This window comes from Pseudoprimorskyibacter insulae (assembly GCF_900302505.1).
Classification (GTDB): domain Bacteria; phylum Pseudomonadota; class Alphaproteobacteria; order Rhodobacterales; family Rhodobacteraceae; genus Pseudoprimorskyibacter; species Pseudoprimorskyibacter insulae.
Genome location: NZ_OMOJ01000001.1, coordinates 939726 through 953820, shown reverse-complemented (window position 1 = coordinate 953820; position 14095 = coordinate 939726). Strand labels below are relative to the sequence as shown.

Genomic DNA, 14095 nt, shown 5'->3' with positions numbered 1-14095 from the left:
GATGCGCGGGGCGCGCAGGCGGTAACGGTTCTCCGTAGTGGTGGCATCCTTCACCGTCTTCGGAGAGGATCCCCTTTCCGAAGACATCTCTGTACGACCCTCCCCGCCCGACCGCGGGCGGAGCAGCCTATGAAAGGGCTATCATGAAACGCATTATGGGGACCGTTTCCTTAATTGCACTGTCGGCATTGCCGGCCGTCGCTCAGGACGCATTCGATCTGGACACCATCACCATCTACGCCAACCAGACGCCGACCGCCCTGTCGCGCTCCGGCGCAACCGTTGAGGTTGTCACCGCCGATGATCTGGCCGTGTCGCCGCGCACCAAGCTGGCCGACTACCTGGACACCATTCCCGGCGTCGTCGTCAGCAGCAACGGCGGCCTTGGCGGCGTGACCACCGTTCGCGTGCGCGGCCTGTCGGGCGCTTATGTTCCGGTGCTGATCAACGGCATCGACGTCACCGACCCCTCCAGCACCCAGACTCAGTTCGACTGGACCCAATTGAACATGGGCGGCATCAGCCGGGTTGAACTGGTGAAAGGCTCGCAATCGGCGGTGCACGGCTCCGAAGCCGTTGGTGGCGTGATCAACATCACCACCAATGACAAGACCGCCCAAGGCACCGAAGGCGATGCGATGATCGAGGTTGGCTCCTACGGCACGCGCCGTGCCGCCGTAACCCTGCGCAGCGGCAACGAACGCGGCGGCGTGTCCTTTGGTCTGGCCTCGGTCAAGACCGACGGGTTCTCGGCCCGCGCTGGCACCACCGAAAAGGATGGCTATGACGGCAAGCAGCTGACCTTTGGCGCGGAATACGATCTGACCGACACGCTGACTGTTGGCTTTGACGCCTATGCGGTCGATGCCGAATACGAATACGACCCCTCGACCTTTGACGAGAACGGCAAAAGCACCAGCAACACCCGCGCGGCCCGCATCTATGCCGACCTGCAAACCGGCGCTGTGGATCACAACTTCTCGGTGTCGCGCTACACCATCGACCGGATGCTGACCGAAGGCGGATTTAGCGACCCCTATAAAGGCACGCGCAACCGTGTGGACTATAAGGCCACCTGGTCGCCCAGCGACAGCTACCGCCTGACCTTCGGCGCCGATTGGACCAAGGAAACCTTCCTGTCCACCGGCGGCATCTATGCCCCGCCGACTTGGGCACGCAGCGGCAGCACAACCTCGACCGGGGATGTGACCGTCAAGGGCATCTTCACCGAAGCGGCCTTTGCCCCCACCGATGCGCTGGACGTCACCGTATCGCTGCGCCGCGACGATCACTCGGACTTTGGCGCACATACCACGGGCCGCGTGGCCGTCGCCTACCGCCTGAGCGATGCCACCACCCTGCGCGCCTTGGCGTCGAACGGGTTCCGCGCACCGTCGCTCTATGAGCTGTATGACAGCCAGTACGGCAATGCGACGCTGAAGCCGGAAACCAGCCGCAATCTGGAATTCGGGATCGAGCACGCCTATGCCAATGGCGCAAACGTGTCGGCCACCGCCTTCTACACGGAAATCGACAACCTGATCCAATGGTCGGGCGGCGCTTATAACCAAGTCGCCGGCACCACCAAGACCAAGGGTCTTGAACTGGCCGCCACCTATGCGTTGTCGCCGATCGTGACCGCCAACTGGGGCTACACCTTCACCGACTCGCGCGATAGCGGCGGCAACCCGCAGCTGCGCATTCCGCGTCACGACCTGACGCTGGGCCTGACCGCTAACCTGACCGATGCTTTGGATGTGGGCGTTTCGGTGCAGCGCGTTCTGGATCGCCCGACCGAATTCGGCACCCCGCTGAAGGATTACACGCTGGTCAACGCAACGGCATCCTATGCGATCAACGACGGTATGGACGCCTATCTGCGCGTCGAAAACCTGACCGACAGCGATTACCAAACCGCTGCTGGCTACAACACCGCAGGCCGTTCGGCCTATTTCGGGATCCGTGCGTCGTTCTGATGTCATAGCCCTTGCCGCTGCGCTGGCCTTCACCGGCGCAGCGGCCCACGGCGCGCCTTCGCGTGTCGTCTCTCTGAACGTCTGCACCGATCAGATGGTGCTGATGCTGGCTGAGCCGGAACAGATCGCCTCGCTTTCGCTATTGGCCAAGGATGCTCGCACTTCGGTTTACGCTGACCGCGCCGCCCCCTACCCCACGAACACCGGCAAAGCCGAAGAGGTGGCCCTGCTGGCCCCCGATCTGGTGCTGGCTGGCACCTACACCACTCGCGCCACCGTGCAGATGCTGGAAAAGTTGGGTTACCGCCTTGAGATCTTCCCCCCGATCAATTCGCTGGCCGAGGCGCGGGCCAATATCCTGCGTATGGGCGACATTCTGGGCCAACCGGACCGCGCCGCCGATATCGTGGCCGCCATGGATGTTCGGCTGGATGCACTGACCGAAGAGGTCACGCACCGCCCGCTGACCGCCTTTTACCATGCGCGCGGCAACACCACCGGCACCGAAGGCCTTCAGGGCGAGATGATGACCGCCGCCGGGATGGAGAATATCGCCGCCATGCTTGACCTGCCCTACGGCGGTAGCCTGCCGCTGGAAAAGCTGGTGATGGAGACCCCCGACCTGATCCTGATCGGCCCGCCCTATAGTGGCCATTCGCAAGCCACCGAACTGCTAGAGCATCCCGTTCTGGTGAACTCGGGCAAACGCCATGTGCTGACCGCCGGGGCCGCGTGGGTTTGCGAAACCCCTGCCCTTTTGGATGCGCTGGCCGAGTTGGTCGCCACCCGCAAATCATGGGAGGCCGCACAATGAGGCTGTTCCTACCCCTCGCCACGCTTGTGGCGCTGCTGTTCATCGCTTCGCTGACCGTTGGTTCCACCGCCATTCCTGTGGGTGAGGCGCTGCGCGGCCTTTTCGGCGGCGATGGCGTGGTGCCGATGGTCATGCAAGAAATCCGCCTGCCCCGCGCCATTCTGGCCGCATCCTTGGGCGCGTCGTTGGGCCTGTCGGGCGCGGCGATGCAGGGCTATCTGCGCAACCCGCTGGCTGAACCCGGCCTGATCGGCGTGTCCGGATCGGCCGCTTTGGGCGCAGTTATTGCGCTGCAATACGGTATCGCGGGCCTGTTCGGCCTTGCCCTGCCGCTGATGGCGCTGCTGTTTGCCTTGCTGGCGGTGCTACTGATCCTTGGGCTGGCTGGCCCGCGCGGTGGATCGCTGACACTGATCCTTGCTGGAATCGCGATTAGCGCGTTGGCCGGGGCGCTGACTTCGCTGGCGCTGAACCTCAGCCAGAACCCCTATGCGGTCTATGAAATCCTGTTCTGGATGATGGGTTCCGTCGCGGATCGGTCGATGCATCATGTCGCCTTGGCGCTGCCGATTATGGCCATCGGCTGGGCGCTGCTGGCCACAACCGGGCGCGGGCTGGATGCGTTGACGCTGGGCGAAGATGCCGCCGAGGCGCTGGGGATCAACCTGCGCGCCCTGCGCCTGCGCCTGCTGATCGGCGTGGCCGCCGCTGTTGGCGCAGGCACCGCCGTTGCGGGGGCCGTGGGCTTTGTCGGGCTGGTCGTGCCGCATATCCTGCGGCCCATCACAGGCGCGAAACCGTCCACACTGCTCTGGGCTTCGGCGCTTGGCGGCGCGGCGCTGGTCATGGCGGCCGATATTCTGGTGCGGGTGATCCTGCCAACCAAAGATCTGAAGCTGGGCGTGGTCATGGCCCTGATCGGCGCGCCGCTGTTCCTGCACCTGATCTACAAGACTCGGAGGGAAATGAATTGAGCCTTCTGACGCTTGAAACCCTGACGGTCCGGCGCGGGCAATGCCCGGTAGTCGATGGCGTGTCGTTCCAGATCGGCAAGGGCGAATTGATCGGCCTGATCGGCCCCAATGGCGCGGGGAAAACCAGCCTTATGCGCGCCGCCCTTGGTCTTCTGGCGCATGAGGGGCGGTCGTCCCTCGCGCAGATGCGCGCCAGCGAGCGGGCCAAACTGGCCGCATGGATGCCGCAACAGCGCGAAATCGCATGGCCCGTGACGGTTGAAACCGTCGTGGCGCTGGGGCGGATGCCACACCGGCCCACGGGGGCCAAGCTATCGGCGCAGGATCAAGCGCAGGTCGATAAGGCGCTGGACCGCATGGGCCTGACCGGTTTCCGCGACCGCGCCGCCAACGCCCTGTCGGGGGGCGAACAAGCCCGCGTACTGATTGCCCGCGCCTTGGCGCAAGACACCCCGCTTCTGGTGGCGGATGAACCCATCGCCGGTCTAGACCCCGCCGCACAAATCGCCACCCTGCGCGTGTTCCGCGATCTGGCGGCCGAAGGGCATACGGTTCTGGTCTCGCTTCACGATCTGAGCCTTGCCGCGCGATACTGCGGACGGCTTCTGATGTTGGACAAAGGGCGGCTTGTGGCCGATGGCACACCCGCCGAGGTGCTGACCGAAGGCAACCTTGCCACCACCTTCCACATCCGCGCCCGCGTGATCGACACAGAACACGGCGCGTTGTTCCAGCCCATCGACGTGCTGCCATGAACGGGCCGCAACGCATCGTTTGCCTGACCGAAGAAACGGTCGAAACGCTGTACCTTCTGGGGCAAGAGCATCTGATCGTCGGCGTGACAGGCTATGCCGTCCGCCCTGCGCGGGTGCGTAAGGAAAAACCGCGCGTTGGGGCCTTTACCTCCGCCGATGTGCCAAAGATCATCGCGCTAAAGCCGGACCTTGTTCTGACGTTCTCGGACCTTCAGGCCGATATCGCCGCCGATCTGATCCGCGCAGGCATTCAGGTGCACGCCTTCAATCAGCGCGACCTGTCGGGCATTTTCAACATGATCCGCACGCTTGGCCGCCTGACCAATTGCGCCGAGGCCGCCGATGCACTGACCGATACGTTGATTGACCGCCTGAACGCCGTCCCAGAACCTGCCGCGCGTCCCCGCGTCTATTTCGAAGAATGGGATGAGCCGCTGATCACCGGCATTGGCTGGGTGTCTGAACTGATCGAGGCGGTGGGCGGCACCGATTGCTTTGCCCATCTGCGGTTTGAACAATCGGCCAAGGACCGCATCATCACCCCGCAAGACGTGATCGACGCCCAGCCCGATGTCATCATCGGCAGTTGGTGCGGCAAGAAGGTGCGCCCCGAAAAGATCGCCGCCCGCCCCGGCTGGGACCAGATCCCGGCCGTGCGCCATGGGCGCATTCACGAAATCAAGTCTCCCTTGATCCTGCAACCCGGCCCCGCCTGCCTGACAGACGGGCTTGATGCCCTGTTGCAAATCCTCAACCCATCGGAGGCCGCATGAGCGACGCTTTGATCGAAATGCTGAACAAGGGCGGCCCTGCCCTTTGGGCGATTGCGGCCCTGTCGGTCTGCACCCTTGCGCTGATCCTGTGGAAGATCTGGCAATTGATGCGCCTAGGGGCATGGGGCGGCAGACGGGCCAATTGCGCCGCCCAGATGTGGCTGACCGGCGACCGCTCGGCCGCGCTGGCACTGGCGCGAAACGGCAAAAGCCTGCGGCTGCGGGTCGTGGCCGCAGCCTTCGCCGCGCTGGGAAAGATGGAGCGCGATCAGGCCAAAGAGGAAACCGCCCGCGTCGCCCGCGCGGTGATGCGCGACGCCCGCCAAGGGCTACGCCCGCTGGAATTGGTGATGACCATCGCGCCGCTGATCGGTCTGCTGGGCACTGTTCTGGGCATGATCGACGCCTTTCAGGCCCTGCAAGACAGCGGCAACCGCGCCGACCCCGCCGCGCTGGCGGGTGGCATCTGGGAGGCGCTTTTGACCACCGCCGCCGGGATGGCGGTAGCTATTCCCGCGGGCATGGCGCTGACGTGGTTCGAGGCTTTGGCGGAGTCGGTCGCGCATGACCTCGAAGATCTGGCCACCCGGATTTTCAACGCCGAATGAGCCTGCTGTCCCTCGATACCCCGCGCCGGTCGCGCCGCCCCAGCCTGACGCCGATGATCGACGTGGTGTTTCTGCTGCTGGTGTTTTTCATGCTGGCCGCCCGCTTTGGCACGGACATGACGCTGAGCTTGGCCAGCGGCGCGGGCAGCAGCACCTATTCCGGCCCGCCGCGTCTGGTGACGGTGGCGGCGGATGGGCTGCGCCTGAATGGTGTGCCCGTGGCGGATGAATTGCCACAGGCCTTGGCCCCGTTGATGCAATCGCCCGGCGATCTGGTGGTTCTGCGCCCAGAAGGCACGGCAACCGTGCAGGATATGGTCGATGTGCTGGACATATTGCGCCGCGCCGGGCTGACCAATCTGGCGGTGGTGGACTAACCATGCTGCTGCGCCCTGCCCCTCGCCGCCCGATGCGCGAACAGATCGTTCCGATGATCAACGTGGTGTTCCTGCTGCTGATCTTCTTTCTTCTGTCCGCCGAAATCGCCCCGCCCGACCCGGTTGAGGTGATCCTGCCCGACGCCGAGGCGATGGACGAAGCGCGGGGAAACGCGCTTTATCTGGCCGCCGATGGCACGCTGGCCTTTCAGGATCTGCGCGGCGAGGCGGCTATGACGGCGGCGCTGCAAGGCGGGGTGGTTGAACTGCGGGCCGACCGGAACGCCGAAGCGCGGGCGCTGGCCCAGACCCTGGCCAAGCTAACCGCGCTTGGGGCGACTGACATCCGGCTTGTGACGGGGGCACGGCGATGAAGCTGGCCGAGGGCGCGATATTCCTAGGGCTGGCGACGGGGCTGCATCTGGCCGTCTTTGCCATCGCGCCCGGCGGCGGGCCTGCGGCGAGCGGAGAAGGCGGACAGGCGCAGGTGTCGCTGGCGGCGATGCCAGAACAGGTGCAATCCTTGGTCGCCGCGTGGGAGACCGCGCCGGAGGCTGCTCAGGATATCGCTCAGCCTGATGTTAACGCCGGCGATGTCGCGCCCGTCGTCGCCGATGCAGCGCCAGATCCTGCCCGCCGCGCCGCGTTGCCCCCACCAATCGCGCCGCAGTCGCCGCAGGATCAATCCCTTGCGCCAATGGCCGATCCGGGCCTGCCGCTGCCGCCTGCCCCGACCGCGCCCGAACCTGTCAGCGAAGCAATGGGCCTACCGCCTGCGCCGCCGCCTTTGGTCAATGACAAATTGCCCACGCAAGCGCTGGCGATGATGGCCGCGCCGCAGGCCAGCCCATATGCGCCCAGCATTGACACCAGCACAGCCGAGCCGCAGCCCGTGGCCGCGCCCGCCACATCGCCCCGCCCCGTGGCCCGCCCTGCGCCCAAGCCCAAGCCCGCGACCAAACCGGCACCCCAAAAGAACGCCACCAAGCCAAAGGCCAAACCCAGCGCCCCGCAGCCCGCTCAAAAGGCGACCGGCGCAGGCAAGACGGCCACGGCCAGCGCAGGCACAGCCAAAACCGCAGCCTCTGGCCCGTCCAAGGCCGAACGCCAAAATGCGATGGCCAAATGGGGCGGGCAGATCCGGTCGCGGATCGCACGGGCGCAGCGCTATCCCGGCGGCACTCGTGCCCAAGGCACAGTCAAGCTGCGCATCACCGTATCGCGCGGCGGCAAACTGATGGCGGCGACGATTACCGGATCGTCCGGCGACGCCGCCTTGGACAAAGCCGCGCTGAAAGCGGTCCGCGCCGCACGCCTGCCAGCCGCCCCCAAAGCGCTGAACAACGCGTCATATGACTTTAATCTGCCTCTGAAATTCTCGCGCTAGGCCGCATCATCTAGCGGAGGCAATTGGGTACTACCCAAAGCCTAGAGGCTGACCTATAGTGGCTGTGGATAAGTGGGGACCAACCCCACAGGCAGGTACAACAATGAACGAGGGGGACGGCGAATGCGCTGCCCGTTTTGCGGAAATATCGACACTCAAGTCAAAGATTCACGCCCGGCCGAAGACCATGTCTCAATCCGTCGGCGCCGGTTTTGCCCGGCCTGCGGGGGCCGGTTCACCACCTATGAACGCGTTCAGCTGCGTGATCTGGTCGTCATCAAAACCAGCGGACGCCGCGAAGATTTCGACCGGGACAAACTGGAACGGTCCATCCGTATCGCACTTCAGAAGCGGCCGATTGATCCCGAACGCATCGATCAGATGATCTCGGGGATCGTGCGCCGCCTGGAAAGCATGGGCGAGACGGACATCAACTCGAAACAGATCGGGGAAATCGTGATGGAAACGCTGGCACGGATCGATACCGTCGCCTACGTGCGATTTGCCAGCGTGTACAAGAACTTCCAGGCGGCTGATGACTTTGACAAGTTCGTCAGCGAATTGCGCCCGGACTCGCAGCCCGAGAAGTGAGCCAGCAAGACACGCGGCACATGGCCCATGCGCTTTCGCTGGGTCGCCGCGGCATGGGCCGGACTTGGCCCAACCCTGCGGTCGGCTGTGTCATCGTTCAGGGCGATGTGATCGTTGGCCGCGGCTGGACGCAGGCCGGCGGTCGCCCCCACGCCGAAACCGAGGCGCTGGCCATGGCGGGCGATCGGGCGCGTGGGGCCACCGCCTATGTCACGCTGGAACCCTGCGCCCATCACGGGCGCACGCCGCCCTGTGCGCAAGCGCTGATTGATGCGGGCGTGGCCCGTGTGGTTGCCGCCGTTCAAGACAGCGATCCGCGCGTGTCGGGCCAAGGCTTTGCCATGCTGCGGGATGCCGGGATCGAGGTGACCACCGGGGTCTTAAGCGAAGAGGCCGCCCGCGACCACGCCGGGTTCTTTCTGCGCACCGAACAGGGAAGGCCTTGGGTCACGCTCAAACTGGCGACCAGTTTCGACGGGCGCATTGCCACCGCAGCCGGTCACAGCAAATGGATCACCGGTCCCGAAGCCCGGCGAGAGGTGCACGCGATGCGCCTGCGTCATGATGCGGTTCTGGTGGGGGCTGGCACGGCGCGGGCGGATGACCCATCGTTGACCGTGCGCGATTTCGGCAATGTGCAGCAACCGGTGCGCGTTGTCGCCTCACGTCTGCTGGATGTCCCGTTGATGAGCCAGCTTGCCCAAACCGCCAAGGATGTGCCGGTCTGGATCTGCCACGGCCATGACGCGGCCCCTGCCCTGCGCGAAGCGTGGGACAGCGTCGGCGCAGCGCTGGTTCCGATTGAGACCGAGGCCGGGCAGCTTGACCCTGTGTCGCTGCTGCAACGGCTGGGCGAGCGCGGCTTGACGCGGGTGTTCTGCGAAGGTGGCGGATCGCTTGCGGCGTCGCTTCTGCTGGCGGATCTGGTGGATGAGCTGATCGGCTTTACCGCCGGGCTGGCCATTGGCGCCGAAGGGCAGCCTTCTGTGGGGGTGCTGGGCCTCAGCCGTTTGGACGAGGCCCCGCGCTATCGTCTGATTGAAACCCGCGCTTGCGGGCGGGATGTGATGCACCGCTGGGTGCGCAGCGCTTAGAGCGCCTCAAACCCCTGGCGGATCATCTGGCGCATGGGTTGCAAAATCTCGGGCCGGCCGGGGCCGACATAAACGTTGATCTTTTGCATATCGAGTTCGGGCAGCCCGATGCTGCGGTCCACATAGTCCAGATGCTGCGGCGCGTGGCCTTCAAGCATCGCCGTGACTGCCAGATCGGCGCTGACCGACGCCTCAACCGCGCGGTCGTTTTCGGATTCAACCGCCATTTCCCACTGAACATCGGCCTTTTCCAAGCTGCGCAGCGCGCCGGGGCGGAACCGGCACAGACGGCAGAAAGCCAGCCGCAGGGGCCGTTGCTTGACCGCGTTGCTGCCCGGCGCGGCCACCCAGCGCAGCGGCACCTCGGCCAAAGTCTCGCCGCCTTCAGACACCGTGCTTTCGGTGGTCAGAATCACATCCACCTCACCGCGCGAGAACTGTTTGACCAGTTGCGAGGTGTAGGACGAGATCAGCTGCACCTTCACGCGTGGGAATTCGGCGTTGAATCGCTGCATCACGCGGGGAATGACCGGATAAACGATGTCATGCGGCACCCCAAGGATCACTTCGCCTTCGTAGGTGTTGTCAGTCAGCCGCGAAAAGGCTTCGTCGTTCAGGGCCACCATCCGCTTGGCAAAGACCAACAGTTGTTCGCCCGCAGGGGTCAGCGCCACGGTGCGCCCGGCCCTTTCCAGCAGCTTCAGGTCAAGCAATTCTTCCAGACGCTTCAACTGCATAGAGACTGCGGATTGGGTCAAGTTCAGGAACCCGGCGGCGCGGGTCACCCCGCCAGATTCAGCGACGGCCACAAAGGACCGCAGGGTCGTCACATCAAGATTTCGCATTCATCAAGGCCTGTGATGTATTACACAAAAAACATTCGTTTTTAATATGACCCTACTTCACCATATAAATCAAGCAACGTCATACAAAATCACCAACCTATCAAAATATGAAAGGTATTCCGATGGCCTATATTTCGCTTCCCGCAATGCACGCCCCCCGTTCCGGCAATGCCGTATCGCGCTTTGCACGCCTGTTCACGGTGCACCAACAGCGCCGCCAACTTGCCGATCTGGATGATGCCGCATTGGCAGACATCGGCCTGACCCGCGCCCAAGCCAACGAAGAAGCCGCGCGCGGTTTCTGGGATGCCCCGATGGGCTGGCGCGAATAACGCAGTTTGTTCACATACAAACCTTGAAAAAAGATGTAACCTTTCCGATATTTCATAGGAACCGGGAAACCCCGGAATCTGTTTCTATCGGAGGGAAAAATGGCTGACTACAACACAATCCGGACGACAGCGGCAGGTGCCCGCGCCGCCCAGATTGACGAGGGTCTTCGGACTCATATGAACAAAGTCTATGGCACGATGTCGATCGGCACTTTGCTGACCTTCATCGTGGCATGGGCGGTCGGCTCCAGCCCGGAACTGCTTGGGATCTTCCGCGACCCGATGACCCTAAAGCCGAATATCCTTGGCTGGATCGTGATGTTCGCGCCGCTCATCATGGTGTTCGCCTTCAGTGCGGCCATCAACCGTTTGTCAGCAGCAGCCGCACAGTTGTTCTTCTACGCCTTCGCGGCCGTCATGGGCCTGTCGATGTCGTGGATCTTCGTGGCCTTCACCGGCATGTCGATCGCGTCCGTCTTCCTTGTGACCTCGATCGCCTTCGCGGGTCTTAGCCTCTACGGCTATGTCACCAAGAAGAACCTCAGCGGTATGGGCACCTTCTTGATGATGGGCTTGATCGGTCTGGTTGTGGCCTCGATCCTGAACATCTTCATCGCCTCGTCGGCGCTGCACTTCGCGATCACCATCGTTGGTCTGCTGATCTTCGCTGGCCTGACCGCCTATGACACGCAGTCGATCAAGAACGAATACATCGCCCACGCCCAGCACGGCGACAGCGAATGGCTTGGCAAGTCCGCAATCATGGGTGCCCTGCGCCTGTACCTGGACTTCATCAACATGTTCATGTTCCTGCTGCAACTGCTTGGCAATCGCGAATAACGCAAGCCTAGCGCGACAATTTGCAAAGCCCCGGCAGCCGCCGGGGCTTTTTCTTTGCGCAATCTTCAGTTGTCAGGTCGCATGACGCCGCTTAGCATCGCTCCAAACATTTAAAACAATCATTTGGGGGAGCTTAAATGACAACCTATTCCTTCAACGCCCGTTACGTGAATTACGGACCGGACGAAAAGGCCAGCGAATATCGCGATGCCACCATCAGCCTGATCGTCGGCGACGGTGCCACGTCCGTCACATATGGCTATGACACAGCCCCGGTGGGGTTCGGCCCCACCCCGGTCGAGCTTTTGGCCGATAACTTTATCAACCTGCTTTTGGATTGGGCCGTCGTGGACCCCGACGATCTGGTGTCTTGGGTGATGGAAGTGAAAACCGACACCACCACCAGCTATGTCTGGGGCGTTGACATTCGACTGGACGGGGTTGGCGAGTATTACATCCTGCTGGGCGGCGATGACCTGTTCGCCGGGCTTGATACCAAGGCCGATTTCGACACGCTGGAAACGTTGGTCACCTCGGTCGGGGATGCGCCAGCGGGCAGCGGGTTTGAGCCCGGCACGCAGATTTTGACCTACCCCCTGCCCGATGGCGTCAGCAGGTATGAGGATGACGCAATCTTTGGCACCCCCGGCAATGACAGCGCCAATGCCGGGATCGGCAATGACGTCTTCTTCCGCTCCGAAGGGCAGGACACGCTGGATGGCGGTGACGGCGAGGACGGCGCATCCTACCAAGGGCTGGACACCTTTATTCGCGCCAACCTGTCCGGCATGACCCAGCAGGGCATTCTGGCCAATACCGTGGTCACCGCCAATTACACCGATCAGGTGTTTGGCGTTGAAAACTTCTATGGCACCGCCCATGACGACATCATCATCATGGGCGATAGCACGGGCTATGTCTTTGACCGCGCGGGCAATGACAGCGTGACCGGCGGCGCCGGGGGGACAGCCTTCATGGCTGGCAGCGGCGATGACACCTATGTCGGCGTCGCAAGCAATGACCTGCTCAGCTATCGCGATGATGGCTGGGACAGCGCAGGCGACCCTGTGTTCGGCATTGTCGTATCGATGACAGGCCAAGGTACAGGCACCGTCGCCGATGGCTGGGGCTGGACGGACAGTTTCAGCGGAATTGAATTGATCGAAGGCGGCTATGGTGACGATCTGTTCTACGGCGGCAGCGGCAACGATGAATTTGCCGGTGGCGGGGGCGATGACCATTTGCGCGGGTTTGGCGGCGATGACCGGTTCTTTATGGACACAGGCGACGACACCTTTGACGGCGGCGATGGCTTTGACCTTCTGCTCATCGACCTGAGCGACGAAGACCCGAACGCCTATGATCTTGAGATCAATCTGGCGGGTCAATTTATTGGCAAGCTCGGCGAAACGGATCACCGCGACGAGGTGATCAGCGTTGAAAGCATCGAGCTGACTGGCGGGCTAGATGCGGTCTTTACCGGCACGGATGCCGATGAAAAATTGTACGGTGATACCGGCAGCGACACGCTAAACGGTGGCGGCGGCAATGACACACTGAAAGGTGGAGACAGCGCCGATACGCTGATTGGCGGCGCAGGCAATGACGTGCTGTTCGGAGGCGATACCGCCAACGACTTGCGCGACCAAGTCTATGGCGGTGATGGCAACGATTCCATCGACGGCGGCTACGGCAACGATGAGTTGCGCGGCGACGCCGGGGACGACAGCATCGAGGGCGGATTTGGCGTTGATACAGTCATTGGCGGCACGGGCAATGACGTTCTGACCGGCAGCGCCTGGTCTGACCTGATCTTTGGCGGGGATGGGGACGACTTCATCAACGGGGGCTTTGGCTTTGACCGGGTGAATGGCGGCACAGGCGCGGATAAGTTCTATCACACCAATGCGGCGGGTCATGGCAGCGACTGGATTCAGGACTTTGACGCCGCACAGGGCGACGTGCTGTTCTTCGGCGGCGGCGCGGCGACCAAATCTGATTTCCTTGTTCAGCGCGCCACCACGGCGAATGCAGGGGATGCCAGCGTGCAAGAAGTGTTTGTCACCCATGTCCCCTCAGGCAACCTGCTTTGGGCGCTGGTGGACGGGGACGCGCAGACCAGCCTGAATGTGCTTGCGGCCGGTCAGACCTTCGATCTGTTGGCGTAGAGGGCGTCAACGGGGCCAGATAAAGGGGGCCGTGATCGCCCCCGATTTCCTTTGACCGGGATGTGCGCTACGCCAGTGGCCCAAGGAGGCGGCGCAAACAACCGGCCCGCACAAATAGAAACACCGCGCTTCATACGAAGCGCGGTGCCTGTCCCGTCCCGGGTCAGAGAGGCAAGATTACTTGATCTTGCCTTCTTTGTATTCGACGTGCTTGCGAACAACCGGGTCGTATTTACGAACGGTCATTTTCTCGGTCATCGTACGCGCGTTCTTCTTGGTCACGTAGAAGTGGCCGGTGCCTGCGGTCGAGTTCAGGCGGATTTTGATGGTGGTCGGCTTCGCCATGGGTCGTCTCCTGCAGCGGACCTGCAGCGGCCCGTGAAATCCTATGAAGCCCGCCTTTTACCGACGCTTGGGCCGGAGTCAACCGGATTCAGAGAGGAAAGCATGGGTTTGAGGTGAAAAACTTATCCCGGGGGTTAGATTTTTGTAGCGGCACCGCCAACCGGGGGCATGCGAGGGGTGGATTCATTATTTGGCATGGGAGTCGCCTGCGTTGAA

The 14095-nt window shown here is 62.9% G+C and carries 16 protein-coding genes; 14 read left to right on the top strand and 2 right to left on the bottom strand.

Going from position 1 to position 14095, the window contains the following annotated elements; translation table 11 throughout:
* Positions 1-143 precede the first annotated feature (143 nt).
* The 11 genes from PRI8871_RS04825 (at position 144) to ribD (ending at position 9349) form a co-directional block, all read left to right on the top strand.
* Positions 144-1976, top strand: coding sequence for a TonB-dependent receptor plug domain-containing protein (locus PRI8871_RS04825; RefSeq protein ID WP_108885021.1), 1833 nt, complete (start codon positions 144-146; stop codon positions 1974-1976).
* Positions 1963-2790 (top strand): ABC transporter substrate-binding protein, encoded by an 828-nt coding sequence (locus PRI8871_RS04820; protein ID WP_108885020.1) that lies wholly within the window; start codon positions 1963-1965, stop codon positions 2788-2790. Before PRI8871_RS04825 ends, PRI8871_RS04820 begins: the two co-directional genes overlap by 14 nt.
* Positions 2787-3764, top strand: coding sequence for a FecCD family ABC transporter permease (locus tag PRI8871_RS04815; RefSeq protein WP_108885019.1), 978 nt, complete (start codon positions 2787-2789; stop codon positions 3762-3764). The genes PRI8871_RS04820 and PRI8871_RS04815 overlap by 4 nt, the downstream gene beginning before the upstream one ends.
* On the top strand, positions 3761-4519 hold the full coding sequence (locus tag PRI8871_RS04810) for an ABC transporter ATP-binding protein (protein ID WP_108885018.1): 759 nt from the start codon (positions 3761-3763) through the stop codon (positions 4517-4519). The genes PRI8871_RS04815 and PRI8871_RS04810 overlap by 4 nt, the downstream gene beginning before the upstream one ends.
* On the top strand, positions 4516-5292 hold the full coding sequence (locus PRI8871_RS04805; RefSeq protein ID WP_108885017.1) for a cobalamin-binding protein: 777 nt from the start codon (positions 4516-4518) through the stop codon (positions 5290-5292). Before PRI8871_RS04810 ends, PRI8871_RS04805 begins: the two co-directional genes overlap by 4 nt.
* The gene (locus tag PRI8871_RS04800; protein ID WP_108885016.1) at positions 5289-5900 is read left to right on the top strand and encodes a MotA/TolQ/ExbB proton channel family protein; all 612 of its coding nucleotides are present in this window, start codon (positions 5289-5291) and stop codon (positions 5898-5900) included. Before PRI8871_RS04805 ends, PRI8871_RS04800 begins: the two co-directional genes overlap by 4 nt.
* On the top strand, positions 5897-6277 hold the full coding sequence (locus PRI8871_RS04795; RefSeq protein ID WP_108885015.1) for an ExbD/TolR family protein: 381 nt from the start codon (positions 5897-5899) through the stop codon (positions 6275-6277). The genes PRI8871_RS04800 and PRI8871_RS04795 overlap by 4 nt, the downstream gene beginning before the upstream one ends.
* A gap of 2 nt (positions 6278-6279) precedes the next feature.
* On the top strand, positions 6280-6651 hold the full coding sequence (locus tag PRI8871_RS04790) for an ExbD/TolR family protein (protein WP_108885014.1): 372 nt from the start codon (positions 6280-6282) through the stop codon (positions 6649-6651).
* Positions 6648-7664 (top strand): TonB family protein, encoded by a 1017-nt coding sequence (locus tag PRI8871_RS04785; RefSeq protein WP_108885013.1) that lies wholly within the window; start codon positions 6648-6650, stop codon positions 7662-7664. The genes PRI8871_RS04790 and PRI8871_RS04785 overlap by 4 nt, the downstream gene beginning before the upstream one ends.
* 123 nt (positions 7665-7787) lie before the next feature.
* Positions 7788-8255: a transcriptional regulator NrdR gene (nrdR, locus tag PRI8871_RS04780; protein ID WP_108885012.1), complete on the top strand. Its 468-nt coding sequence runs from the start codon at positions 7788-7790 to the stop codon at positions 8253-8255.
* Positions 8252-9349 (top strand): bifunctional diaminohydroxyphosphoribosylaminopyrimidine deaminase/5-amino-6-(5-phosphoribosylamino)uracil reductase RibD, encoded by a 1098-nt coding sequence (ribD, locus tag PRI8871_RS04775; RefSeq protein WP_108885011.1) that lies wholly within the window; start codon positions 8252-8254, stop codon positions 9347-9349. The genes nrdR and ribD overlap by 4 nt, the downstream gene beginning before the upstream one ends.
* Here the strand turns inward: ribD and PRI8871_RS04770 are convergent.
* Positions 9346-10194, bottom strand: coding sequence for a LysR family transcriptional regulator (locus tag PRI8871_RS04770; RefSeq protein WP_108885010.1), 849 nt, complete (start codon positions 10192-10194; stop codon positions 9346-9348). The two genes, ribD and PRI8871_RS04770, sit on opposite strands and share 4 nt — an antisense overlap.
* Before the next feature lie 107 nt (positions 10195-10301).
* Here PRI8871_RS04770 and PRI8871_RS04765 point away from each other — a divergent pair, with 107 nt between their 5' ends.
* From PRI8871_RS04765 to PRI8871_RS04755, 3 genes are all read left to right on the top strand, one after another.
* Positions 10302-10526 (top strand): YjiS-like domain-containing protein, encoded by a 225-nt coding sequence (locus PRI8871_RS04765; protein ID WP_108885009.1) that lies wholly within the window; start codon positions 10302-10304, stop codon positions 10524-10526.
* Between the two features lie 99 nt (positions 10527-10625).
* A complete protein-coding gene (locus PRI8871_RS04760) occupies positions 10626-11366 on the top strand; it encodes a Bax inhibitor-1/YccA family protein (protein ID WP_108885008.1) in 741 nt (246 codons plus the stop codon).
* Positions 11367-11503: 137 nt separating this feature from the next.
* The gene (locus PRI8871_RS04755; protein ID WP_108885007.1) at positions 11504-13534 is read left to right on the top strand and encodes a calcium-binding protein; all 2031 of its coding nucleotides are present in this window, start codon (positions 11504-11506) and stop codon (positions 13532-13534) included.
* A gap of 177 nt (positions 13535-13711) precedes the next feature.
* On the opposite strand, the gene rpmG is transcribed toward PRI8871_RS04755, so the two are convergent.
* Entirely contained in the window at positions 13712-13879 is a 168-nt protein-coding gene (gene rpmG / locus PRI8871_RS04750; RefSeq protein ID WP_007799108.1) for a 50S ribosomal protein L33, read from the bottom strand.
* Positions 13880-14095 lie beyond the last annotated feature (216 nt).

Coding starts and splice junctions, on each gene's coding strand:
- PRI8871_RS04825 (WP_108885021.1), top strand. CDS start 144: ATGAAACGCATTATGGGGACCGTTTCCTTAATTGCACTGTCGGCATTG.
- PRI8871_RS04815 (WP_108885019.1), top strand. CDS start 2,787: ATGAGGCTGTTCCTACCCCTCGCCACGCTTGTGGCGCTGCTGTTCATC.
- PRI8871_RS04805 (WP_108885017.1), top strand. CDS start 4,516: ATGAACGGGCCGCAACGCATCGTTTGCCTGACCGAAGAAACGGTCGAA.
- PRI8871_RS04800 (WP_108885016.1), top strand. CDS start 5,289: ATGAGCGACGCTTTGATCGAAATGCTGAACAAGGGCGGCCCTGCCCTT.
- PRI8871_RS04795 (WP_108885015.1), top strand. CDS start 5,897: ATGAGCCTGCTGTCCCTCGATACCCCGCGCCGGTCGCGCCGCCCCAGC.
- PRI8871_RS04790 (WP_108885014.1), top strand. CDS start 6,280: ATGCTGCTGCGCCCTGCCCCTCGCCGCCCGATGCGCGAACAGATCGTT.
- PRI8871_RS04785 (WP_108885013.1), top strand. CDS start 6,648: ATGAAGCTGGCCGAGGGCGCGATATTCCTAGGGCTGGCGACGGGGCTG.
- nrdR (WP_108885012.1), top strand. CDS start 7,788: ATGCGCTGCCCGTTTTGCGGAAATATCGACACTCAAGTCAAAGATTCA.
- PRI8871_RS04770 (WP_108885010.1), bottom strand. CDS start 10,194: ATGCGAAATCTTGATGTGACGACCCTGCGGTCCTTTGTGGCCGTCGCT.
- PRI8871_RS04765 (WP_108885009.1), top strand. CDS start 10,302: ATGAAAGGTATTCCGATGGCCTATATTTCGCTTCCCGCAATGCACGCC.
- PRI8871_RS04760 (WP_108885008.1), top strand. CDS start 10,626: ATGGCTGACTACAACACAATCCGGACGACAGCGGCAGGTGCCCGCGCC.
- PRI8871_RS04755 (WP_108885007.1), top strand. CDS start 11,504: ATGACAACCTATTCCTTCAACGCCCGTTACGTGAATTACGGACCGGAC.
- rpmG (WP_007799108.1), bottom strand. CDS start 13,879: ATGGCGAAGCCGACCACCATCAAAATCCGCCTGAACTCGACCGCAGGC.